Source organism: Frigoribacterium endophyticum (assembly GCF_011759585.1).
Lineage (GTDB): Bacteria > Actinomycetota > Actinomycetes > Actinomycetales > Microbacteriaceae > Frigoribacterium > Frigoribacterium endophyticum.
On the sequence record NZ_JAAOYV010000001.1, the window covers coordinates 114,568 to 135,004 of the forward strand.

23 protein-coding genes are annotated in these 20,437 nt (G+C 74.7%); 15 read left to right on the forward strand and 8 right to left on the reverse strand.

Annotation, left to right across the window (positions count from 1 at the left end):
• The first annotated feature begins 38 nt into the window (after positions 1 to 38).
• Positions 39 to 3,539, forward strand: coding sequence for a TIM-barrel domain-containing protein (locus tag FHR77_RS00540; RefSeq protein ID WP_208380379.1), 3,501 nt, complete (start codon positions 39 to 41; stop codon positions 3,537 to 3,539).
• Positions 3,540 to 3,647: 108 nt separating this feature from the next.
• On the opposite strand, the gene FHR77_RS00545 is transcribed toward FHR77_RS00540, so the two are convergent.
• Positions 3,648 to 4,001: a hypothetical protein gene (locus FHR77_RS00545; protein ID WP_167257974.1), complete on the reverse strand. Its 354-nt coding sequence runs from the start codon at positions 3,999 to 4,001 to the stop codon at positions 3,648 to 3,650.
• Between the two features lie 232 nt (positions 4,002 to 4,233).
• On the opposite strand from FHR77_RS00545, the gene FHR77_RS00550 reads away from it, so the two are divergent.
• Positions 4,234 to 5,202, forward strand: coding sequence for a nuclease-related domain-containing protein (locus FHR77_RS00550; protein ID WP_167257976.1), 969 nt, complete (start codon positions 4,234 to 4,236; stop codon positions 5,200 to 5,202).
• Between the two features lie 265 nt (positions 5,203 to 5,467).
• On the opposite strand, the gene bla is transcribed toward FHR77_RS00550, so the two are convergent.
• Entirely contained in the window at positions 5,468 to 6,484 is a 1,017-nt protein-coding gene (bla, locus tag FHR77_RS00555; protein ID WP_167257978.1) for a class A beta-lactamase, read from the reverse strand.
• Positions 6,485 to 6,702: 218 nt separating this feature from the next.
• Between bla and FHR77_RS00560 the strand changes: the two genes are divergently transcribed.
• Positions 6,703 to 6,861 (forward strand): hypothetical protein, encoded by a 159-nt coding sequence (locus FHR77_RS00560; protein ID WP_167257980.1) that lies wholly within the window; start codon positions 6,703 to 6,705, stop codon positions 6,859 to 6,861.
• Between the two features lie 22 nt (positions 6,862 to 6,883).
• Here the strand turns inward: FHR77_RS00560 and FHR77_RS00565 are convergent, their stop codons facing one another.
• Together FHR77_RS00565 and FHR77_RS00570 are read right to left on the reverse strand one after the other, a co-directional pair.
• Complete coding sequence (locus tag FHR77_RS00565; RefSeq protein ID WP_156369873.1) at positions 6,884 to 7,084, reverse strand: hypothetical protein; 201 nt, start codon at positions 7,082 to 7,084, stop codon at positions 6,884 to 6,886.
• On the reverse strand, positions 7,065 to 7,577 hold the full coding sequence (locus FHR77_RS00570) for a hypothetical protein (RefSeq protein ID WP_167257982.1): 513 nt from the start codon (positions 7,575 to 7,577) through the stop codon (positions 7,065 to 7,067). Before FHR77_RS00570 ends, FHR77_RS00565 begins: the two co-directional genes overlap by 20 nt.
• Before the next feature lie 206 nt (positions 7,578 to 7,783).
• Between FHR77_RS00570 and FHR77_RS00575 the strand changes: the two genes are divergently transcribed.
• Positions 7,784 to 8,626 (forward strand): hypothetical protein, encoded by an 843-nt coding sequence (locus FHR77_RS00575; protein ID WP_167257984.1) that lies wholly within the window; start codon positions 7,784 to 7,786, stop codon positions 8,624 to 8,626.
• A gap of 51 nt (positions 8,627 to 8,677) precedes the next feature.
• On the opposite strand, the gene FHR77_RS00580 is transcribed toward FHR77_RS00575, so the two are convergent.
• Positions 8,678 to 8,926, reverse strand: a complete 249-nt coding sequence (locus tag FHR77_RS00580) for a zinc-ribbon domain-containing protein (protein ID WP_056052225.1) — start codon at positions 8,924 to 8,926, stop codon at positions 8,678 to 8,680.
• 114 nt (positions 8,927 to 9,040) lie between these two features.
• Between FHR77_RS00580 and FHR77_RS00585 the strand changes: the two genes are divergently transcribed.
• From FHR77_RS00585 to FHR77_RS00610, 6 genes are all read left to right on the forward strand, one after another.
• Entirely contained in the window at positions 9,041 to 9,361 is a 321-nt protein-coding gene (locus FHR77_RS00585) for a hypothetical protein (RefSeq protein WP_167257986.1), read from the forward strand.
• A 234-nt stretch (positions 9,362 to 9,595) separates the two neighbouring features.
• Positions 9,596 to 10,918 carry an ice-binding family protein gene (locus tag FHR77_RS00590; RefSeq protein WP_167257989.1) on the forward strand — a complete coding sequence of 441 codons (1,323 nt, stop codon included), beginning with the start codon at positions 9,596 to 9,598 and terminating at the stop codon, positions 10,916 to 10,918.
• Between the two features lie 124 nt (positions 10,919 to 11,042).
• On the forward strand, positions 11,043 to 11,483 hold the full coding sequence (locus FHR77_RS00595) for a hypothetical protein (RefSeq protein WP_167257817.1): 441 nt from the start codon (positions 11,043 to 11,045) through the stop codon (positions 11,481 to 11,483).
• Positions 11,480 to 12,631: a baeRF2 domain-containing protein gene (locus tag FHR77_RS00600; RefSeq protein ID WP_167257991.1), complete on the forward strand. Its 1,152-nt coding sequence runs from the start codon at positions 11,480 to 11,482 to the stop codon at positions 12,629 to 12,631. Before FHR77_RS00595 ends, FHR77_RS00600 begins: the two co-directional genes overlap by 4 nt.
• 119 nt (positions 12,632 to 12,750) lie before the next feature.
• On the forward strand, positions 12,751 to 13,083 hold the full coding sequence (locus FHR77_RS00605; RefSeq protein ID WP_167257993.1) for a DUF8129 domain-containing protein: 333 nt from the start codon (positions 12,751 to 12,753) through the stop codon (positions 13,081 to 13,083).
• A 104-nt stretch (positions 13,084 to 13,187) separates the two neighbouring features.
• Positions 13,188 to 13,442 (forward strand): DUF4287 domain-containing protein, encoded by a 255-nt coding sequence (locus tag FHR77_RS00610; RefSeq protein WP_167257995.1) that lies wholly within the window; start codon positions 13,188 to 13,190, stop codon positions 13,440 to 13,442.
• Between the two features lie 41 nt (positions 13,443 to 13,483).
• Here FHR77_RS00610 and FHR77_RS00615 read toward each other — a convergent pair whose 3' ends face one another.
• Positions 13,484 to 14,704: an MFS transporter gene (locus FHR77_RS00615; protein ID WP_341777161.1), complete on the reverse strand. Its 1,221-nt coding sequence runs from the start codon at positions 14,702 to 14,704 to the stop codon at positions 13,484 to 13,486.
• 175 nt (positions 14,705 to 14,879) lie between these two features.
• Here FHR77_RS00615 and FHR77_RS00620 point away from each other — a divergent pair, with 175 nt between their 5' ends.
• On the forward strand, positions 14,880 to 15,410 hold the full coding sequence (locus tag FHR77_RS00620) for a VOC family protein (RefSeq protein WP_341777162.1): 531 nt from the start codon (positions 14,880 to 14,882) through the stop codon (positions 15,408 to 15,410).
• Positions 15,411 to 15,441: 31 nt separating this feature from the next.
• On the opposite strand, the gene FHR77_RS00625 is transcribed toward FHR77_RS00620, so the two are convergent.
• Both FHR77_RS00625 and FHR77_RS00630 read right to left on the reverse strand, forming a co-directional pair.
• Positions 15,442 to 15,654, reverse strand: coding sequence for a hypothetical protein (locus FHR77_RS00625; protein ID WP_167257997.1), 213 nt, complete (start codon positions 15,652 to 15,654; stop codon positions 15,442 to 15,444).
• A complete protein-coding gene (locus tag FHR77_RS00630; RefSeq protein WP_167257999.1) occupies positions 15,651 to 16,010 on the reverse strand; it encodes a DUF7882 family protein in 360 nt (119 codons plus the stop codon). Before FHR77_RS00630 ends, FHR77_RS00625 begins: the two co-directional genes overlap by 4 nt.
• Positions 16,011 to 16,270: 260 nt before the next feature.
• Between FHR77_RS00630 and FHR77_RS00635 the strand changes: the two genes are divergently transcribed.
• Genes FHR77_RS00635 through kdpB form a run of 4 tightly spaced genes read left to right on the forward strand, consistent with a single transcriptional unit; the run spans position 16,271 to position 20,411 of the window.
• Positions 16,271 to 16,432 carry a hypothetical protein gene (locus FHR77_RS00635; RefSeq protein ID WP_167257819.1) on the forward strand — a complete coding sequence of 54 codons (162 nt, stop codon included), beginning with the start codon at positions 16,271 to 16,273 and terminating at the stop codon, positions 16,430 to 16,432.
• Positions 16,429 to 16,518: a potassium-transporting ATPase subunit F gene (locus FHR77_RS16500; protein ID WP_167258001.1), complete on the forward strand. Its 90-nt coding sequence runs from the start codon at positions 16,429 to 16,431 to the stop codon at positions 16,516 to 16,518. The genes FHR77_RS00635 and FHR77_RS16500 overlap by 4 nt, the downstream gene beginning before the upstream one ends.
• Complete coding sequence (gene kdpA, locus FHR77_RS00645) at positions 16,518 to 18,191, forward strand: potassium-transporting ATPase subunit KdpA (protein WP_167258003.1); 1,674 nt, start codon at positions 16,518 to 16,520, stop codon at positions 18,189 to 18,191. Before FHR77_RS16500 ends, kdpA begins: the two co-directional genes overlap by 1 nt.
• A gap of 3 nt (positions 18,192 to 18,194) precedes the next feature.
• A complete protein-coding gene (kdpB, locus tag FHR77_RS00650; protein WP_167258005.1) occupies positions 18,195 to 20,411 on the forward strand; it encodes a potassium-transporting ATPase subunit KdpB in 2,217 nt (738 codons plus the stop codon).
• Positions 20,412 to 20,437 lie beyond the last annotated feature (26 nt).

Consider the following 20,437-nt stretch of genomic DNA (forward strand, 5'->3'; position numbering starts at 1 on the left):
GCACTTCCCCTCACACCCCTCGGACGACGGAGTCCTGCATGCCCTCATCCCCCCGGCGCCGCACGGTCGCCACCACCTCGATCGTGACGGCGGGCCTCCTCGCCGCCCTCACCGGCCTGGGCACGGTCGCCCCGGCCGCCGCGGCGCCGACGGCCGGGGAGGTGGCCGCGGCGCAGACGGTCACCGAGGGCGACGCCCGCTTCCAGGTGCTGTCGCCCACCCTCATCCGCACCGAGTTCGCGCCGGGCGGCGCGTTCACCGACGCCGCGACCTTCAACGTCGTCGGCCGCGACTCCTTCGCGGCGACGCCGTTCACCACGACGCGCGACGACGGCTGGCTGACCATCGACACGGGGGAGGCGCGGGTCCGGTACGAGATCGGCTCCGGCTCGTTCGACCAGGGCAACCTGGAGCTCAGCCTCACGACGGGCTCGGGCCAGCAGGTCGTGGCCGCGCCCTGGCAGCAGGACGACCCCGCGCGCTGCGTCGTGGGCGTCCGCTGCGAGGCCGAGACCCTCGACCTCGTCGGGCTCGCCCCCGCCACGAACCACACCGGCGCGACCGGCGACGGCTTCGTCGCCGGCTTCGAGCGCGTCGGCGACGCCGCGAGCTTCTCGGTGGCCGCCGAGCAGGCCGGCCCCCACGACCTCGTCCTCCGCTACGCGAACTCGCAGGGCGGCGACGGCCAGGTCACGACGCGCACCCTCAGCGTCACCGTCGACGGCGGCGCCGCGCAGACCATCTCGCTGCCGCCGACCGCGGGCTGGGACGACTGGGCGCTGGCCCGGGCGACCCTCGACCTCGCCGAGGGCGAGCACGACGTCGTCGTCGAGCGCGCCTCCGGCGACTCGGGCAACCTCAACCTCGACGGCGTCGCCGTCGTCGAGCCCGGCGCGGCGTACCCCGCCGAGGCGCCCGCCGCCGTCGAGACCGTCGACTGCGCGTACGGTGCCCCGTGCGAGGCCGAGACGACGGCCCTGGCCGGCGGCGCGAGCGTCGGCGACGACCACGACGGCGCCTCCGCCGAGGCGTTCGCCGCCGGCCTCGGCCGTGGCGCGTCGTTCACGGCGCACGTCACGGGCGTGCCCGCGGGCGAGCACGTGCTGCAGATCCGCTACGCGAGCGCGCAGCCCGACGCGCGCACCGTCTCGGTCAGCACCGGTGCCGGCACCGTGACCACCGCCTCCCTCGAGCCCACCAGCGGCTGGGACCACTGGCGGACCGTCAGCGTGCCCGTCACCCTGTCGGAGGGCGAGGACGACGTCACCGTCGGCTGCCCCGACGACGCGAGCTGCCAGCTCAACGTCGACACCGTCGCCGTCGCCTCGGCCGCCGCGCCGCTGCTCGCCCCGCACGCCGCGCTCGGCGGCTACCGTCGCGACCTCGACACCGCGAACGGCACCGTCGACACGAACGCCGGCCTGCTCTACCAGGACGGCTGGTCGCTCGTCGACGACAGCGCCTCGGCGCAGTACGACGAGGCCACCGAGACCCTCACGCCGCGACCCGTCGCCGACGTCCAGGACGGCTACCTCTTCGCCGCGGGCGACGACCACGAGACGGCCCTCGGCGACCTGGCCACCCTCACCGGCCCCTCGGTGCTGCTGCCCCGCTGGGCCTACGGCGTCTGGTACTCCGAGTACTACGACCGCACGCAGTCCGACTTCACCGACACGATCGTGCCGCGCTTCGCCGAGGAGGGCGTGCCGCTCGACGTGCTCGCCGTCGACACCGACTACAAGGCGCCCGACAAGTGGAACGGCTGGGAGGTCGACGAGACGAGGTTCCCCGACATGGCGGGCTTCCTCGCCGGGCTCGAGGAGCAGGGCGTCCACAACACGCTGAACGTGCACCCGAGCATCACGCAGGGCGACCCGCAGCTGCCCGCGGCCCAGGCCACGGCGCAGGGGAACCTCATCCCGGACGGGGAGCGCTTCCTGTTCGACTGGTCGGACCCGGCGCAGCTGCAGGCGTACTTCGACCTGCACGACGAGATCGCCGACCAGGGCGTCGACGTCTTCTGGCTCGACTGGTGCTGCAGCGACGCGTCGCGGTACTCGCAGCCCGGCGTCACGCCCGACGCCTTCATCAACGAGCAGTACGCGCAGCGCACGGCCGACCGCATCGGCCGCGGCTTCGCCTTCTCGCGGGCCTACGGCGCCCTGACCGCGGGCGGCTACGGCAACCCTCAGCCGGTGCCGACCGGCCCCTGGGCCGACAAGCGCACCACGCTGCACTTCACCGGCGACACCACGTCGACGTGGCAGATGCTGCAGGCGCAGGTCGGCTACACCCCGGGCGAGTCGGCGGCGACCGGCCTCTCGGCGATCAGCCACGACATCGGCGGGCACACCGGCGGCACCACCTTCCCGGGCGCGGAGACCGAGAGCACGAAGCTCGCCGACGACCTCTACGCGCGGTGGGTGCAGTTCGGCACGTTCCAGCCGATCGACCGCCTGCACAGCAACCACAGCGACCGGCTGCCCTGGCAGTACGGCGCGGCGGCCGACGCCTCCGCGACCTCGTTCCTGGACCTGCGCGAGGCGCTGATGCCGCTCACCTACACGCTGTCGGCGGAGGCCACGCGCACCGGCGTGCCCGTCGTCCGGCCGCTCTACGTGCAGTACCCCGAGCAGCAGGAGGCCTACGCCATGGCCGGCAGCGAGTACCTGTTCGGCCCCGACGTGCTCGTCGCCCCGGCGGTGACGCCCGGCGAGACCGCCACGACCCGCGTGTGGTTCCCCGAGGGCAGCACCTGGACGGACTGGTTCACGGGCGAGACGCACGCCGGCGGCACCACCGCCGACGTCACGACCGGCCTCGACGCCATGCCCGTGTTCGTCCGCTCGGGCGGCGTCGTCGCGACGCGGAGCGCCGACGTCGCGAACGACGCGACCCCGCTGACCGAGCTCACGCTCACGGCGGCGACCGGCAGCGACGGCGCCTTCTCGCTCTACGAGGACGACGGCGTCAGCGCCGACCTCACCGCCTCGGCCCGCACGGCCGTGACGTACACGGAGCAGGCCGACGGCGGCGTGCTCGACGTCGCCGCGGTCGACGGCAGCTTCGACGGGCAGGTCTCCGACCGCGCCCTGACGGCGGTCTTCACCGACGCCGAGCGCCCCGCGGTCGTCCGGGTCGACGGCACGCCCGTCGCCGCCGAGGCCTGGAGCTACGACCAGGCCACGCGTCGCCTCACGGTGCCGGTCGCGAGCCGGCCCGTGGCGCAGGCCACGTCGGTGTCGTTCTCCACGACCGCGGTCGTCGACCCGGGCCAGCCGGGCGACCCCGGCGCCGGGCCGGGCGCCCCCGTCGACCCGGGCGCACCCGGGGCCGACCCGACGCCTGCGCCTCCCGTGGCGGCTCCCGGCGACGGGACCGCCCCCGGGCAGGGCGCCGGCACCGCGGGCGACCGCGGGCCCCTCGCCTTCACGGGCTCGGACGTCGCCGGGGTGCTCGCCCTGGTCGCGGCCGCCCTCGTGGGCACGGGCCTGCTGGTGACGCGGGCGTCGCGCCGACGGGCACGTCGGGAGGGCTGACAGGCGGAGGGACGACGGAGGCGCGGTGCAGGTCGACCTGCACCGCGCCTCCGTCGTGCGTGCCCCGGCCCGGCGACGTCGATGCCCCTCGGCACCGCCGGGCCCGGGTCACTCCTGCGTGCTCACCCAGTCGTCGATGTCGAAGTCGGCGCCCTCGGCGGGGAGCGCCGACGGCTGCACGTCGTGCGGGGCGATGCGCTGCGCGAGGCGCCCCTCGATGTAGGCGACCGTCTCGGCGTTGTCGGGCTCGGGCAGCGGGCTGTTCGTGCTCTCGGCGACGAGGGCGACCCCGGCCGACAGGAACAGAGTGGCCGAGACCACGTCGCCGTCGGCGCCGTAGGCGGTGAGGTCGATGGAGTCGGCGGAGCCCGTCTCGCCGAGCATCGCGGCGTACTCGAGCACGGCGTCGGCGATCGCGTCCCCCACGAGGAAGTCCTTGTCGGCGAAGGTGATGTGCTTCATGCGGCCCACGCTAGGCAGGCGAGGCCGGGCGCGACCGAGGGTTGACGGGGGCGGGGGGCAGGGGGTAGCCCGTCGGCGGAGGCTCGTCGGGTCGCGGGTCGCGGGGCGCGGTGCTGTGTCGTGCCGTGCCGTCCGGTGCAGTGTCCTGCTGTGCCGGCTCGGGCGCCGCGCGTCCCTCGCCGGGCGGGGGCGCCTCCCCGGGGTCGCCGCTCGCGTGTGCTGTGCTGGGCACATGGATCAGGAGACGACGACGTGGGTGCTGGTCGCCCTGCTGGTGCTGGCGCTCGTGGGGGTCGTGGTCGCGATCGTCGTGGGGCGTCGACGCAGCCGGGCCGCGGCCGCGGCGGCGACGGCGCGGGTCGAGGCGGCCGAGGCGGCCCACCGCCAGGAGCTCGAGCGAGTCTCGGCCTCGCACGACGAGGGCGTCAGCAGCCTCGAGGCCCAGCACGCCCGGGAGCGTGACGAGCTCGAGGCCCGCCGCCGCGACGCGGAGGAGCGCGCCGAGCAGAGCCAGGAGTTCGCCACCCGCAGCATGCGCTGGGACGAGCCCTCGCAGCGGGCCGTCGTCGACGCGTGCACCGAGCTCGGGCTCGACGGCGTGCTGATCACCAACGTCGTCTTCGTGCCCGTCGACGCACCGCGCACCCGTCGCTTCGTCGCGCAGGTCGACCACGTGCTGCTGCTGAGCTCCGCCGCGGTCGTCATCGAGAACAAGGGCTGGAAGGGCGTCGTGCTCGACGGCGTGCAGCCGCGCGACGTGCACTCGTCGATCGGCACCCTCTTCGGCGACGCGACCTTCGAGCCGCCGTTCGCGGTGCAGGTCTCGCGTGAGTCGCCGACGTCGTTCCGCATCACGAGCCACGAGGGCCGCGAGTCGCCGGCCGCGCAGGTGCGGCGGCAGGCGCAGCGCGTCTCCGACCTCGTCGGGGCCGAGACGAGCCGCACCCAGTGGTTCGACACCGCCGTCTTCTACTCGCACCCCGACGCGGAGGTGTGGGCGGCCGAGACCGACGCCACCGAGGCCGGAGTCACGACGACGATCGTCGCGGGCGGGCATCAGCTGCGCAGCTTCCTCGAGCGGGTCGGCGACCGGCCGCGCACCCTCGCGCCGACCCGGATCGACGAGCTCGCCGAGCTCTTCGCCCGGCACGGCGCCGACGTGCGTCGCTTCGGCGCGATGGCGGTGCTGGAGGGGCGCTAGCCGAGCCTCGGCTGGGCTGGGCTAGCCGAGCCTCGGCTGGGCTGGGCTGGGCTGGCCCTCGGCCCCAGCCTCTCGCCCGCGGCGCCCTTCCCCCTGCTCGCCGCCGCCGCCTCCTGACGCGATCACGCTCAAATTTGAGAGTGATCGGCTCGACACAGGCCATGAACTCGGGGAGTCGCGGGTCGGCAGCCCGGATCTCTCTCGCTTTCCCGAGACAGCCTGGCCCGGCGCCCGCCCGGGTCCCGGCAGGCACACCCCGCCGCCGCTAGCCGCGCTGCACCGCCTCGAACGCCGCCCGCGCCGCCGCCGCGACGAGCGCGTCGTCGTACGCCGCCGCGGGGTCGGTCCGCGTCGTCAGCACGGCGATCACCACGGGGTCACCACCCGGCCGCGTCACGACCGCGACGTCGTTCCGGACCGGCCCCGCGCCTCCGGACTTGTCGGCCACGGCCCAGCCCTCGGGCGCCCCGGCCCGGACGAGCGCGTCGCCCGTCGCGTTGCCCGTCATCCAGTCGAGCAGCTGGGCGCGGTCGTCGTCGCCGAGCCACTCGCCCGCGACGACCCGGGCCAGCAGGCCCCGGACGGCGGCGGGCGTGGTGGTGTCGGCCGTGCTCCCGGCCGTCGGGCGGTTGAGCTCGGGCTCGCCGTGCACCACGTCGGTGACGTCGTCGCCCTGGGCCGCGAGGGCCGCGTCGAGGGCGGCCGGCCCGCCGAGGTGCTCGACGACGAGGTTCAGCGCCGTGTTGTCGCTCTGCCGCACCGCGGCCTCGGCGAGCTGCCCGAGGGTCAGGCCGGTGCCCGTGGCGGCGCTCGTGGCGGGGGAGTACCCGGCGGCTGTCACGTCGCCCGCCGTCCAGGTCACGACCTCGTCGAGGTCGGCCGGCTCGGTCGCGTCGAGCAGCGCGGCGGCGGCCAGCGCCTTGAGGCTCGAGGCGTAGAGGAACCGTTCGTCGCCGCGGTGCTCGAGGGCCCGACCCGTGCCGGTGTCGACGACGCTGAGGCCGACGCGGGCTCCGTGCTCGGACTCGAGGGCGGCCAGGGCGGCGTCGAGCTCGGGGTCGTCGACCACCGTCGTGGCCGGTGAGGTCGGCGAGGGAGTCGCCCCCGCACTGGTCGACGTCGTCGAGGAGTCGCGGGTCGGCTCCCCGGGGCCGGCGCCCGAGCCGGCGTCGGCCGTCGTGCACCCGGCCAGCGCCACGACGAGGGCGAACCCGGCACCGCTCGCGGCGGAGAGGCGGCGGACGACGGGGCGGGGGAGGCGCGGTGACGGAGAGCGGATCATGCCTGCATGCTCGCATCCCGCCGGGGCTCGTCGGCGGGGGATCGTCCCCTGGTCGCCGGAGATCAGCCGAAGGGACGACGTCGCGGCCGCCGGGGCGCGAGAGGGTGAGGTCGACCCCGGTGCGACCCGGGGGTCAGCCCCCTGTCGCGGCACCGCGCGAGACGGTGTGCTGGAGGTCGACGCCGACGGGCGGCGTCGACGCCCGAGAGGAGACCACCGTGACCGACGGCCGTCCGCCCCTGCCCCGCCACTTCGTCGTCACGCTCGCCGTCGCGTCGCTGCTGCTCGGCGTCGTCGCCTGCACGCCGGGCCTGCACGACCTGCCGGGTGCGCGCGACGCACCCGATCGCCCGGCGGCGGAGCTCGTCCGCGACTGACGCGCGACGGAAGGGCTCGCCCTCACACCCTGTCGGCGAGCTCCCTGATCCAGTTCTCCGTGGGAACGCCCAGGCGCTCGTTGACCATCACGTGCACCTTGGCTGCCATGGCCCGCTGCTCCGGTGTGATCGGATCTGCTCGGCCCGCGGCGACACGGGCGTCGTACGAGACCACGAGGCGTCGCGGCCCTCCCTCTGACGTCTCATGCTCGATCGGCTCCATCGTCCTCACCTCGTTCGTCGTGCCCTGATCCTCCCGCGGCCGGCGGAGCCGCGTCCAGCCCGTCGGCGGTCGAGTTCTCGCCGCCGAAGAACGGATCGAGAACGGCTCGGACGATCGCCGCCTCGGAGTCCGTCGCCGACTGGACGAGCGCACTGCTCGCCTGGATGCCTGCACTCCGCTCCGTGACGTTGTCGGAGAGTGCGCGGCTGAGCGCCCATTCCGCCCGGTGCCACCATTCCTCCCGTTCTGACGCGCGTCGCTGTTCTCGGGCGTTGCGTTCGGCCGCCGAGTACGCCACAGCAGCCGCGAGGACGGCGAAAGCTCCCGCCACGGGCGGTCCCGTCAAGAAGTCGCGCCAGAACGATGCATCCACGACGAAGGGCGGCAGGAATCCTCGGACAGTAAACCCGGCGACGCCGGCGGCCGCGGTCGTCGCGACGGTGACACTCCGAGTGAGTGGCCTGCTCGGCAATCTCGTGCCCTTTCGTCGCATCGCACCGTCCTCCCGTCCTCGGCCGGGACATCGATGCGAGCCCCGTCCGACCAGCGTGAGCGTCGAAGAGGCCGAGAAGAGCCGTGCCCCGGCGATCTGTGGAGGGGACACCTTGTGGAGAACTCCACCCCGCCGACGTCGCCCCCCGGTGGACGTCTCCTGGGAGTCGCGACACGTGTCGTCCGCACGCCACTACCGTCCAGCCCATGAGCCAGACACGAGAACGACTCACCACAGCTCTCCTCGTCGCCGGCGTCCTCGGCCTCGCCGCCGGGTGCACCTCCGACGACCAGGTCAGCGCTGCCCCGGCGGCCACGGACGTGGCCCCGACACCGGGCGCGACGGCCTCACCGACGCCCGTCGAGGCCGCCAGCCCGGAGGAGGCGCTGGTCGCCGAGTACCTCGACGCCGCCGTCGCGGGAGACGCGGCTGCCGCCTGGCAGCTCCTGACCCCGCAGGCCCAGCAGTTCTACTCGACCGAGCAGACCTTCGCGGGGCTCTTCGGCCGCGACGGAACGGTCTCCGCCGACGAGGCCGGCCAGCTGCTCGCCGGCGACATGGTGTCGAGCGAGGGCCCCGAGGGCGCCTTCACCCTCGTCAGCGTGACCACCGACTCCGAGGCCGACGCCTGGGTCGTGCGGGCCGTCGACGGCGACCCCGCCGACCTGCGCATCGACGACGCGGGCGTGCCGCCGACGGGCGGGTCGCTGTACGAGTGGCGGAACCCCGCGGCGGGCGCGGAGGACGCTCGCTACGAGGCAGGCCCCGCCGCCCTCGACGCCAGCCGCCCCGCGACCCTCTCGTTCGCGAGCCCCGCGAGCACGGACAGCGACGTCCCGTCGACCATCGGCTACCCCGACGCCCTGTACGGCTGGGTCGACGGCGCCTCCGTGCCCGTCGAGCTCGGCGCCGCCGCGGGGTCGGAACGCCAGTTCACCGCCGACGTCGAGCCCGGCCAGGGGGCTCCGACGGCCCTCACCGTCGTCTGGGAGACCGGCCTCGGTGGCGGGACCCCCGCCTCCTGGCGCAGCAGCACCGTCCTGCTCTAGCACCGCCGACCGCGACCGCGACCACGACGCCGAGGCCGGCGCCGACGACCCTCAGCCGCGGGCGGCCGACTGCGCGACCGCGTGGTCGGCCTGCTCGCGGCTCAGCTCGGTGAGGCCGCCGCAGTTGCTGCACCGGTTCAGCCAGCGCTTCCGCAGCGTCACGAGCGGCACGAAGAAGAGCGTCGCCTTCGTGGCGTGCTCCTCGACCTGCTGCGGCACCGTCTTGTCGCAGAACCGGCAGGCGAAGACGACCACGGCGAGCACGCGGCTCTTCACGGTGGTGCCGAAGAGGATGAACATCGGTCGACCGTAGCCGCCCGGCCTGCGAGGCGGCGCGGTGGGGGGCAGGAGGCGCGGGCCCTTCCCTGGGACGCGCCCGCGCCTCCTGCGGTTCACTGTCAGGGGGAGGCAGCGATGAAGCACATCCACTACGACGGCAGCACCATCACCACCGGCGACGACATCGCCGAGGCGGTGGTCGAGTACGCGGCCGCGCTCGGCGCGAACGGCGGCACGGACACCGTCCACGTGCCCACCTTCGACGCGCACGGCACCGCGACGACGTCGACCATCCTGATCGGGCCGGCGAGCCAGATCGTGGTCTCCGACGCGGACGAGGACGAGCTCGAGCCCGAGGACGAGGGCTTCGTCGGGCGCCTGCGGGAGGCGTCGGCCGCCGCCGGGTCGGTCGAGGTCGTGCACGCCGACCGTGGGCCGTCGGCCTCGGAGCGCTGACGCCGGACTCGGCGCGAGGGCGGCCGGGAGGGCCGGAGCAGGCCCCGCGGGCGTGGCCCCCGAACGGGTGATCTGCACGATGCGTCACGGAATGGTCGGACGGGGGCGGATTGTCAGCTAAGCTCGCCGCTCTTGTGGCTCCGGCCGGAGTGGGCGTATAAACGACAGGTAACGGGGAACACGCGACGCAGTCACGCGGAGATCAGGTGCCTCCTCTTCTCAGTCAGGCGCCTCATGGCCCGTTCGACCTCCTCCCGTCCCCTCTTCTCCGCCCGTCCGGTGCTCGCCGGGGCCGTCGTCCTCGGCGTCGCCGCCGCGCTGGCCCTCTCCACGGCTCCCTCCGCCCGGGCCATCGGGCTGATCGACCTCGGCGACGCGACGAGCTTCGCGGTGCTCGGCGGCCAGACCGTCACGAACACCGGCGTCTCGGTGGTGCAGGGCGACGTCGGCCTCTCGCCCGGGACGTCGATCACCGGGTTCCAGGGCGGCCCCGGCGTCGTCACCGACGGGACCCTGCACGCCACGGACGCCCTCGCGGCCCGGGCGCAGGCGTCGCTGCAGCGCGCCTACGAGCAGTCGGCCAGCCTCAGCCCGCAGGCCAGCATCTCGCTCGCCGACCCCGCCGACCGCCTCCTCACGCCCGGCGTCTACGCGACCGACGGCGTCGACGCCCTGCTGCCCGACACCGCCGCGCTGACCTTCGCCGGCGACGCGGCCTCGACCTGGGTCATCCAGGTGCCCCAGGACCTCACCATCGGCAGCGGCACGTCGATGGTCTTCACCGGCGGCGCCAGCGGCTGCAACGTCTTCTGGCAGGTCGGGCGCTCCGCGACCATCGGCGGCGGCTCGGCGTTCGCCGGCACGGTCATGGCCCAGACCTCCATCTCGGTCGTCGCGACCTCGACCGTCGACGGGCGCCTCCTCGCCCGCACCGGCGCCGTCACCCTCGACACGACGCGCATCGTCCGCGACGCCTCCTGCAACGAGGCCCCGCAGATCACCTCGTCGGCCCCGACCGACGCCACCGCCGGCACGCCCTACGCCTTCACCGTGACCGCCACCGGCAGCCCCACGCCCACGTTCACGTCGACCACGCTGCCCGCCGGCCTCTCGCTCGACGCCACGACCGGGGTCATCTCGGGCACGCCCACGACGCCCGGCACCACCACGGTGACCGTCACGGCCACCAACGGCGTCGCTCCGGCCGACACCGCGACGTACACGCTCACCACCCTCGAGGCCGCCGTGGTGACCCCGCCGGTCGTGCCGGTCACCCCGCCCGTCGTGCCCGTCACGCCGCCCGTCACGCCGGTCACGCCGGTCGTGCCCGGGACGCCGACGACGCCGGGCGCCACCACGCCGCCGGTGACGACGACCCGCATCACGCCCGTCGCCGACCGCGGCCGCGTGGCCGCCCGTGACGGCGGAGCCCTCGCCTACACCGGCTCCGAGGCCACGCTGCCCCTGGCCGTCGGGGCCGCCGCGCTGCTCGCCGGGCTCGCCCTCGTGCTGGGCACGCGCCTCCGTCGTCGCGGGGAGCAGCAGCACCGCGGCTAGTCCCGTCCGCGGGCACGGAGCGTGCCGCGTGCGCCCGCCGGCTGTCAAGCCCCGGACGTCGCCCGGGCCGCCGGGTTCGGTGGGTCGTGACCGACACCACGACCACGGGAAGGCAGGTGACCTCGTGATCGAACGAGGGAACACGACGCACGATCCGGAGCAGGACGAGCAGCTGGCACACGAGGCGCAGGGCCTCGTGCAGGGCCGGGGAGGCGTGGGCCACGTCCAAGAGGCCCGCCAGACCGAGCCGCTGCCCGACGACACGGACTCCGCCGAGGTGCAGCAGGCTGCGGGCCTCGACGGCGAGCTCGTCGACGTCGAGACCGCGGTGACGCCCGAGCCGCCGAGCACCGGGGGCGACGGCACGGACACGCTCACGGAGACCGCCGCGGGGCTCAGCGCCGACCTCGTCGCGGTCAGCACGGAGACGCCCGAGGGAGCCGACGTCGAGCGCGCCGAGCCCGACGGCTCGGACCCGTCGGCGCCCGGCCAGCCCGTCACCGACGTGGCCGGGGCCGACGCACGAGCCTCCGAGGGGGCCTCCGCCGACGGAGCGGGCTCGTGACCGACACCGAGGTCGGCGACTCGCTCGCCCCGCTGCTGCGCGGCGACCGGCCGACGACCTGGGCCTACGCGGACGTCTCGGCCGACCGCGAGGACCCGCGCGGCTGGGCCGACAGCGTCGCCACGGCGACCCTCGACGCGCTCGTGCAGGCCGGCGCCCCGGTGGACGACGCCCGCGTGCTCGCCGAGGAGCTCGTCGCCCCGCCCGGAGTGCCCGCGCCGGTCAGCCGGTACGTGCTCGTGCAGGGCGGCGAGGTCGTGCTCAGCGAGGTGCTGCCCGGCCCGGCGAAGGCCGCCGACGCGCTCGGCCACGGCCCCGTGCCCGACGCGCTGCCGCTGCTGGCACACCGCCCGGTCGACCTGACCTTCCTCGTCGTCGAGGTGGGGCGCGACGGCGGCGGGTTCCGCGTGTACCGCTTCGGCCACGGCGAGGTGCAGCGCGAGCAGCAGGTGCGGGGCCGCACCGACACTCTCCACGAGATCCAGGGCGGTGGCTGGGCGCACAAGAGGATGCAGTCGCACACGGAGGAGCTGTGGCGACAGAACGTCGGCGAGCTCGGCGACGCGATCGACTCCGCCGTGCGACGTCACCGTGCCGGGCTGGTCGTGGTCGCGGGCGACATCCGGGCCCGTCAGCTGCTCGAGCTCGAGCTGTCGGAGGAGACCCGAGGCCTGCTGTCGGTGGTGCCGACCGACACCCGGGCGCCCGACGCCGCCGACGACGCCCTCGTCTCGCAGGTCGAGGTCGCCCTCGCCCGCGTCGTGGCCCAGCGGGTGCACGACGCCCTCGACCTGCTGCGCACCCACCTCGGGCGCGGCGACGGCACGGCGGTGAGCAGGGTCGGCGAGGTCTTCGCGGCGCTCGCCGCGGCGCAGGTCGACACGCTGCTGCTCGATCCGTCGGCGGTCGACGACCGCACGCTGCTCGCGCTCGGCGACGCCCCCTGGGTGGCGACCGCCCCCGAGGAGGCGCTCGGGGCCGAGGTGCTCGCGGAGCTGCCCGCCGCCTCGGCCCTGGCCCGGGCCGCGCTGCTGACCGACGCCCGCGTCGTCCTCGCGAGCGCCGGTGCCCTGCCCGGCGACACCGGCCTCGGCGCCCTGCTGCGCTGGCCCGTCGGGCCGGCGAGGCCCGGCACCGACGCGGGCTGAGCACCGGCCGGCTCGGACGGCGCCCGTCCGACCGACCGACCAGCACGCACCGCACGCAAGCACGCCCGAACCGACCGACCGCACGCACCGACCGACCGACCGCACCGAGGAGGACCCCCGTGAGCGACGACTCCGCCCTGCCCCTGCCCGACTACGACCACCTGCCGCTCGGCACGCTCGAGACCCGGCTGCACGCCCTCGACGAACCCGCCGTCGCGGCCCTGCTCGAGCACGAGCGGGCGCACGGCGACCGGCTGCCGGTCGTGCAGCTGCTCGAGGCGCGGCTGGACCGCCTCCGCGACGGTGCCGAGCCGTCGGGCGGCCTCCCGGCCACCGAGCCGTCGGTCGGCGGAGCGCCCGCGGGCGGCTCGCGCGTGAGCCCGGCGACGGCCGGCCCGGCGATGAACCCGCCGTCGCAGGGCGACCCGACCAACCCCGCCCAGCCTCGGTGAGCACGACCCGGCCTGGTGTCTCACACCGGCCCGGCGACGGCGTGCAGCCCGCCCGGCTGCGGGGAGGGGTGGAGGCGCCGGGCGCGTCTCGCTAGCCTGGGCCCGTGAGCAGAGACCGAGTCCTCGCCCCCGCGCCGCCCGCCGACGGGTCGAGGCCGAAGGGGCCGGCATCGTACTTCCCGAGCATCGAGGCCACCTACGGCCGGCCGGTGCAGGAGTGGCTCGACCTCGCCGCCGACCGGCTCGACGTCGAGCCGCACATGCAGGTCGTCGCCTGGCTGAAGGCCGAGCACGGCCTGGGCCACGGCCACGCGAACGCCGTCGTCGCGTACGTGAAGGCGGCCCGCGCCGCGCAGTAGCCGCCCCCGCCCCCCCCGTGCCGCGACGTGGAGCGCCGGGCTCAGCCGGCGTCGACGAGGCCGCGGCGGCGGTGCACGGCCCAGACGGTGCCGGCGACGCCGATCAGCACGGCCGAGAGCACCATCAGCGCGGGCCAGCCGCCCACCGGCCAGACGGCGCCCGCCAGCGCCGAGCCGATCGAGCCCCCGACGAAGTTGCCGACGACGTACGCGGTGTTGAGTCGGCTGCGCGCCGCGGGGTCGAGCGAGAGCAGCCGGGTCTGCAGCAGCACCTGCGACGACTGGATGCCGACCGACAGCAGCGCGACGGCGATCAGCACCACGACGAGCGAGTCGCCGCCGAGGCCGGCGACGACGAGGGAGACGAGCGTGACAGCGAGCCCGACCCCGATCGCGGGCAGCGAGAGGCCGCGGTCGAACAGGCGGCCCGCGCGCTGGGCCCCGACGGCGCCGGCGACGCCGACGATGCTGACGAGCCCGATCTGCGCCGGCGACCAGCCGTACGGCTCGGCCGAGAGCAGGAAGGTGAGGCCCGTCCAGAACATCGTGAAGACGGCCATGACGGAGGCGCCGATCACCAGCGAGACCCGCACCTGCCGTCGACGCGCCACGGTGGTCAGCACCGACCAGAGCAGCTGACGGTACGGGGCGGCCGCGCGGCGGGGCAGCGACGGCACTGACCGCGCCATGAGGGCGGCGAGCACGACCAGCAGCACCGCCGCGACGACGTAGACGGCCCGCCAGCCGAGGGCGTCCGCGACGAGGCCGCTGATCGCCCGCGACACGAGGATGCCGAGGATCAGCCCGCTCGCCACCGTGCCGACCACCCGCCCCCGGTCGGCGTCGGTGGCGAGGTCGCCCGCCAGCGGCGTCAGCATCTGCCCGGCCACCGTCGTGAGGCCCACCAGCGTCAGCGCCACGAGCAGCAGCGGGAAGCTCGGGGCCGCGGCGCTCGCCGCGAGCGCCAGGGCGGAGAGCAGCATGATGAGCGGCACGGCCCGCCGTCGGTCGACCCGGTCGCCGAGCGGCACGATGAAGAAGACCCCGAGGGCGTAGCCGACCTGGGTCACGGTGATCAACAGCCCGGTGGAGGCGGGGGAGACGTCGAGGTCGCCCCCGATGATGCCGAGCAGGGGCTGCGCCCAGTACAGGTTGCCGACCGCGGCGCCGCCCGCGACCGCGAAGAGCAGGGTGCGGCCCCGGGTCATCGTCGCCGTCGAGGGCGAGCCGGGCGAGGTGGGGGCAGGAGCGTCGTTCGTCACGCGGTCGACGCTACGCACTCCCGGGCAGCCGAGGGAGGCCCGGGCGGTGACCCCTCCAGGTGAGCGGCGTACGGTCGACGCCAGCAGGTGCGCCCCGCCTGCCGGGGCCGGCTCGCCGGCTCCTGGTCCCGACTCGTTTCCCGGAGCCGGGGCCGCCCCCGCCCTCCTCGCCGGCGTGCCCTTCCCTCCGGGCCCGGCCGGTGCCACGATGTGCACGAGCGCCGCCCGGCGGCCCGCCGGTGCCGACCTCGACGACGAGGAGTCGACCATGTCCGTGCAGCTCACCCCCTACCTCGCCTTCCGCTCGGAGGCGCGTGAGGCTCTCGACTTCTGGGCGTCCGTGCTCGGCGGCACGCCGACGACCACCCGCTTCGGCGACTTCGGCGTGGGCACGCCGGCCGAGGCCGACAAGGTCATGCACGGCCAGCTCGAGACCGACGCCGGGCTCGTGCTGATGGCGGCCGACCGTCCCGACGAGATCCCGCTCGAGTCGGAGAACGCCATCTCGTTGTCGCTCAGCGGCGGGGCCGACGACGAGGCGGCGCTGACGCGCTGGTTCGACGGCCTCGCCGAGGGCGGGCGCGTGCACGTGCCGCTCGCGAGGGCGCCGTGGGGCGACTCGTTCGGGATGGTCGACGACCGCTTCGGCATCCACTGGATGGTGAACAGCGCGGGCGCGGGCGCGTCCGACGCCTCCGACGCCTGATCCGAGTGGGCCCGCCCGGGCCCCCGGCGGCCTACTCCTCCGTGATCGCGACGAGGCTGATCGGCACGCCCGGCGAGATCAGCAGGTCGGCCCGCTGGTAGCGCCCCTCGCCGATGTTGACCTCGAGCCAGAACGCCTCGCCCCCGGCGACGGCGGCGAGCACGCGCTCGCGCACCGCGTCGAGCTGGTCGCCGGGCAGCGTGTAGAGCACCCCGTCGTAGTGCACGTCGACGCGCTTGGTCACGAGGCGACCCCGTTCGTGACGGGGGCGGCCCCCGGGGCCGAGCTCGCGCCTCCGGCCGGCCCGACGGGCTCGTCGACGACCTGCAGGCCGATGTTGGTGTTGGCCGTCATCTCGAGCGCCCGGACCCACTCGGGGTTGATGCGCGGCAGACGGCTGCCGTAGTACTTGTAGACGAGCGGGATGGACGGGTGCAGCCAGATGGCGGTGCGCCCGTCGCCGACGGCCTGGTCGTCCTTCCACGAGAAGTAGAACGACTCCCCGCGGCGCAGCTTCATGCCGATCACGATCTGCAGGTGCGCGAGGGTCCGGTCGTCGAAGTCGACGCTGAGCGCCTTGTCGTACGCGAACTTGCCCATGTCTGCCCCTCTGGCTGGCGGGGTGGGGGACGCCCGGCCGGTCGTCCCTCCACGAGCCCTGGCCCCCGGAGGGAACGAGGCTGCTCCCGAACGTATCGGCCCTGCTCCGGTGCCTGTCCAGGGCTTGCGCCGACCCCTGCTCGGGGGGTATCGGGCCTCGGCCCCGCACCGTCCGGGCGGCCCCCGCGTCAGCGCCGCGTGAGGATCGGGCCGTGCGGCGTGAGGAAGCCGTGAGGAGCCCTGGCCGGCCCCGTCGCCCGGTGTCTACTGGCTCGCTGTGCCCGCCACGGGCACCGGGCCCGAGCGGGCCCGCCCCGTCAGCCTCCCTGGGAGTCGTCGTGCTCGACATCGTCTACCTGCTCGCCGTCATCGCGGTCTTCGCCGTGATCGCCTTCGTCGCGAAGGGGGTCGAGAAGCTGTGATCGTCGTCGAGATCGGCGCCGCCGTGCTCGCCGTCGCCGCCCTGGTCTACCTCGTCTGGGCCCTCGTGCAGCCGGAGCGCTTCTGATGGACGCCCTCCTCGGCGTCCTCCAGGTCGCCACCGTCGCCGCGGTGCTCGTCGTGGCCTACCGCCCCCTCGGCGACCACATGGCCCGCCTCTACTCGAGCACCCGCCACCTCCGCGCCGAGCGCGTCGTGTACCGGCTGATCGGGGTCGACGGCTCGGCCGAGCAGAGCTGGCCCGCCTACCTCCGCGGCGTGCTGAGCTTCTCCGTCGCCGGCGTGCTCGCGCTCTACGCGATCCAGCGCCTGCAGGCCGTGCTGCCCCAGTCGCTCGGCTTCCCCGCCGTGCCCGAGGGCCTCGCCTTCAACACCGCCGCCTCGTTCGTCACGAACACGAACTGGCAGTCGTACTCGCCCGACCTCACGCTCGGCTACGCCGTGCAGCTCGGCGGCCTCGTCGTGCAGAACTTCGTCTCCGCCGCGGTCGGCATGGCCGTGGCCGTCGCGCTGATCCGCGGCTTCGCCCGCGTGCGCACCGGCACCCTCGGCAACTTCTGGGTCGACCTGACCCGCGGCGTCGTGCGCCTGCTGCTGCCCCTCGCGCTGCTGAGCGCCGTCGCGCTGATGATCGGCGGCGTCGTGCAGGACTTCACCGGGTTCACCGACGTCACCACGCTGACCGGCGGCACGGCCACGATCCCCGGCGGGCCGGTCGCCTCGCAGGAGGCGATCAAGATGCTGGGCACGAACGGCGGCGGGTTCTTCAACGCGAACTCCGCCCACCCGTTCGAGAACCCCACGCCGTGGACGAACGCGCTCCAGGTCGTGCTCATGCTCGTCATCCCGTTCTCGCTGCCGCGCACCTTCGGCACCATGGTCGGCTCGCCCCGTGAGGGCCGCGCGATCGCCCTGGTCATGGCGCTGTTCTTCGTCGTCTCGCTCACGGCGCTCACGATCTTCGAGCTCCGCGGTGCCGGCACGGCGCCCGAGCTGGCCGGCGGAGCGATGGAGGGCAAGGAGGCGCGGTTCGGCATCATCGGATCGGCCCTGTTCGGCACGACCTCCACCCTGACCTCGACCGGCGCCGTCGACTCGATGCACGACTCCTACACGGCGCTCGGCGGCATGATGCCGCTGCTGAACATGATGCTCGGCGAGATCGCCCCCGGCGGCGTCGGCTCGGGCCTCTACGGCATGCTCGTGCTCGCCGTCATCACGGTGTTCATCGCCGGGCTGCTGGTCGGCCGCACGCCGGAGTACCTCGGCAAGAAGCTCGGCCCGCGCGAGATCACGCTGGCCAGCCTGTACATCCTCGTGACGCCGACCCTGGTGCTCACCGGCACGGCGCTGAGCTTCGCGATCCCCGCCGTCCGGGCCGACGTCGAGGCGACGTCGATCTGGAACCCCGGGGTGCACGGCTTCACGGAGGTGCTCTACGCCTTCACCTCGGCGTCGAACAACAACGGCTCGGCCTTCGCCGGGCTCACCGCGAACACGCCCTGGTTCAACACCGCGCTCGGGGTCGCCATGCTCCTCGGCCGGTTCGTGCCGATCGTGCTGGTGCTCGCGCTCGCCGGGTCGCTCGCCGCCCAGGACAGGATCCCCGCCACCGCGGGCACCCTGCCCACCCACCGGCCGCTCTTCGTCGGCCTCCTCGCCGGTGTCTCCGTCGTCGTGACGGCGCTCACCTACTTCCCCGTCATCGCACTCGGGCCTCTCGCCGAAGGGCTGAACTAGACCATGCCGACACCATCCGACACCTCCACCGGGGCCTCGACCCGCGACTCCCGCACGACCGGCTCCGCCGGGGCCCCCGGCGACCCGACCGGCGAGGCCGGCACCGGCGCCCCCGCCGCGGGCCGCCCCGCGGCCTTCGGCCCGGCGCAGCTCGCCGCGGCCCTGCCCGGCGCCCTGCGCAAGCTCGACCCGCGCCGCATGTGGCACGACCCGGTGATGTTCATCGTCGAGGTGGGCGCCGCCTACACGACGCTGCTCGCCGTCGCCCAGCTCTTCGGCGTGGGCGACGCCACCTCCGGCGGCTCGCCGGTGCCCGGCTCGTTCACGGTCGCCATCGCCGTCTGGCTGTGGCTCACGGTCGTGTTCGCGAACCTCGCCGAGTCGGTCGCCGAGGGGCGCGGCAAGGCGCAGGCCGAGACGCTGCGCGCCACCCGGACGAGCACGACGGCACGACGCGTGGCCTCGTACGACGCCGACGGCGACGCCTCGGCCGAGCACGCCGCCGTCGACGACGTCTCGTCGGCCGACCTCGGGCTCGGCGACGTGGTCGTGGTGACGGCCGGTGAGCTCGTACCGGGCGACGGCGACGTCGTCTGGGGCATCGCCTCGGTCGACGAGTCGGCCATCACGGGCGAGTCGGCCCCGGTGATCCGGGAGTCGGGCGGCGACCGCAGCGCCGTGACCGGAGGCACCCGCGTGCTCTCCGACCGCGTGGTCGTGCGCATCACCAGCAAGCCGGGCGAGACCTTCGTCGACCGCATGATCGCGCTCGTCGAGGGCGCGAAGCGCCAGCGGACGCCGAACGAGATCGCCCTGAACATCCTGCTCGCGAGCCTCTCGATCGTCTTCGTGGTCGTCGTGCTGACCCTGAACCCGATCGCCGGCTACAGCGACGCGTCGGTGAGCGTGCCGGTGCTGATCGCGCTGCTCGTCTGCCTCATCCCGACGACGATCGGCGCGCTGCTCAGCGCGATCGGCATCGCCGGCATGGACCGCCTGGTGCAGCGCAACGTGCTCGCCATGTCGGGCCGTGCCGTCGAGGCGGCGGGCGACGTCACCACCCTGCTGCTCGACAAGACCGGCACCATCACCTACGGCAACCGCCGGGCGGTCGAGTTCACGCCGCTGGACGGCGTCGCCGAGGCCGAGCTGATGGAGGCGGCCGCCACGTCGTCGCTCAGCGACCCCACGCCCGAGGGCCGGTCGATCGTCGACCTCGCGCTCACCACCGGCTGGCACGAGCAGGGCGTCGACCGCTCGACGATCGTGCCGTTCACGGCGCAGACCCGCATGAGCGGGCTCGACCTGCCCGACGGCACCGAGATCCGCAAGGGCGCCGCCGGCTCGGTCATCGCGTGGGTGGAGGAGGGCGGCCGGCTGGCCAGCACCGAGCACGACGAGCTGACCGGCCGTGTCGAGGCCGTCTCGACGGCGGGCGGCACCCCGCTCGTCGTCGCGGTCAAGGACGCCGGAGGCGCGGCGCGCGTCCTCGGCGTCGTCCACCTGAAGGACGTGGTGAAGGAGGGCCTCCGAGAGCGCTTCGCCGAGCTGCGCGCCATGGGCATCCGCACCGTCATGGTCACGGGCGACAACCCGCTCACCGCGGCGGCGATCGCGCGCGAGGCCGGGGTCGACGACCACCTCGCCGAGGCCACCCCGGAGGACAAGCTCGCGCTGATCCGCCGCGAGCAGCAGGGCGGCGCCCTCGTCGCGATGACGGGCGACGGCACGAACGACGCCCCGGCGCTCGCCCAGGCCGACGTCGGCGTCGCGATGAACACCGGCACGTCGGCCGCGAAGGAGGCCGGCAACATGATCGACCTCGACAGCGACCCGACGAAGCTGATCGACGTCGTGCGCATCGGCAAGCAGCTGCTCATCACCCGGGGCGCGCTGACGACGTTCTCGATCGCCAACGACGTGGCGAAGTACTTCGCGATCATCCCCGCGATGTTCGCCGGCGTCTTCCCGGGGCTGGGGCTGCTCAACGTCATGCAGCTCAGCTCGCCGTCGTCGGCCATCCTCTCGGCGATCGTCTTCAACGCCCTCGTCATCGTCGCGCTCATCCCGCTCGCCCTCCGCGGCGTCCGGTACCGGGCCGCGTCGGCGTCGTCCATCCTCGGCCGCAACCTGCTCGTCTACGGGCTCGGCGGCGTCGTGGCGCCGTTCGTCGGCATCAAGCTGATCGACCTCGTCGTCAGCCTGCTGCCCGGGTTCTGAGCTCGCGCCTCCCGCAGCACCCCACC

Coding starts and splice junctions, on each gene's coding strand:
- bla (WP_167257978.1), bottom strand. CDS start 6,484: ATGATCCGCTCTCCGTCACCGCGCCTCCCCCGCCCCGTCGTCCGCCGC.
- FHR77_RS00550 (WP_167257976.1), top strand. CDS start 4,234: ATGGATCAGGAGACGACGACGTGGGTGCTGGTCGCCCTGCTGGTGCTG.
- FHR77_RS00570 (WP_167257982.1), bottom strand. CDS start 7,577: ATGCGACGAAAGGGCACGAGATTGCCGAGCAGGCCACTCACTCGGAGT.
- FHR77_RS00575 (WP_167257984.1), top strand. CDS start 7,784: ATGAGCCAGACACGAGAACGACTCACCACAGCTCTCCTCGTCGCCGGC.
- FHR77_RS00590 (WP_167257989.1), top strand. CDS start 9,596: ATGGCCCGTTCGACCTCCTCCCGTCCCCTCTTCTCCGCCCGTCCGGTG.
- FHR77_RS00585 (WP_167257986.1), top strand. CDS start 9,041: ATGAAGCACATCCACTACGACGGCAGCACCATCACCACCGGCGACGAC.
- FHR77_RS00580 (WP_056052225.1), bottom strand. CDS start 8,926: ATGTTCATCCTCTTCGGCACCACCGTGAAGAGCCGCGTGCTCGCCGTG.
- FHR77_RS00630 (WP_167257999.1), bottom strand. CDS start 16,010: ATGGGCAAGTTCGCGTACGACAAGGCGCTCAGCGTCGACTTCGACGAC.
- kdpA (WP_167258003.1), top strand. CDS start 16,518: ATGGACGCCCTCCTCGGCGTCCTCCAGGTCGCCACCGTCGCCGCGGTG.
- FHR77_RS00540 (WP_208380379.1), top strand. CDS start 39: ATGCCCTCATCCCCCCGGCGCCGCACGGTCGCCACCACCTCGATCGTG.
- FHR77_RS00565 (WP_156369873.1), bottom strand. CDS start 7,084: ATGGAGCCGATCGAGCATGAGACGTCAGAGGGAGGGCCGCGACGCCTC.
- kdpB (WP_167258005.1), top strand. CDS start 18,195: ATGCCGACACCATCCGACACCTCCACCGGGGCCTCGACCCGCGACTCC.
- FHR77_RS00545 (WP_167257974.1), bottom strand. CDS start 4,001: ATGAAGCACATCACCTTCGCCGACAAGGACTTCCTCGTGGGGGACGCG.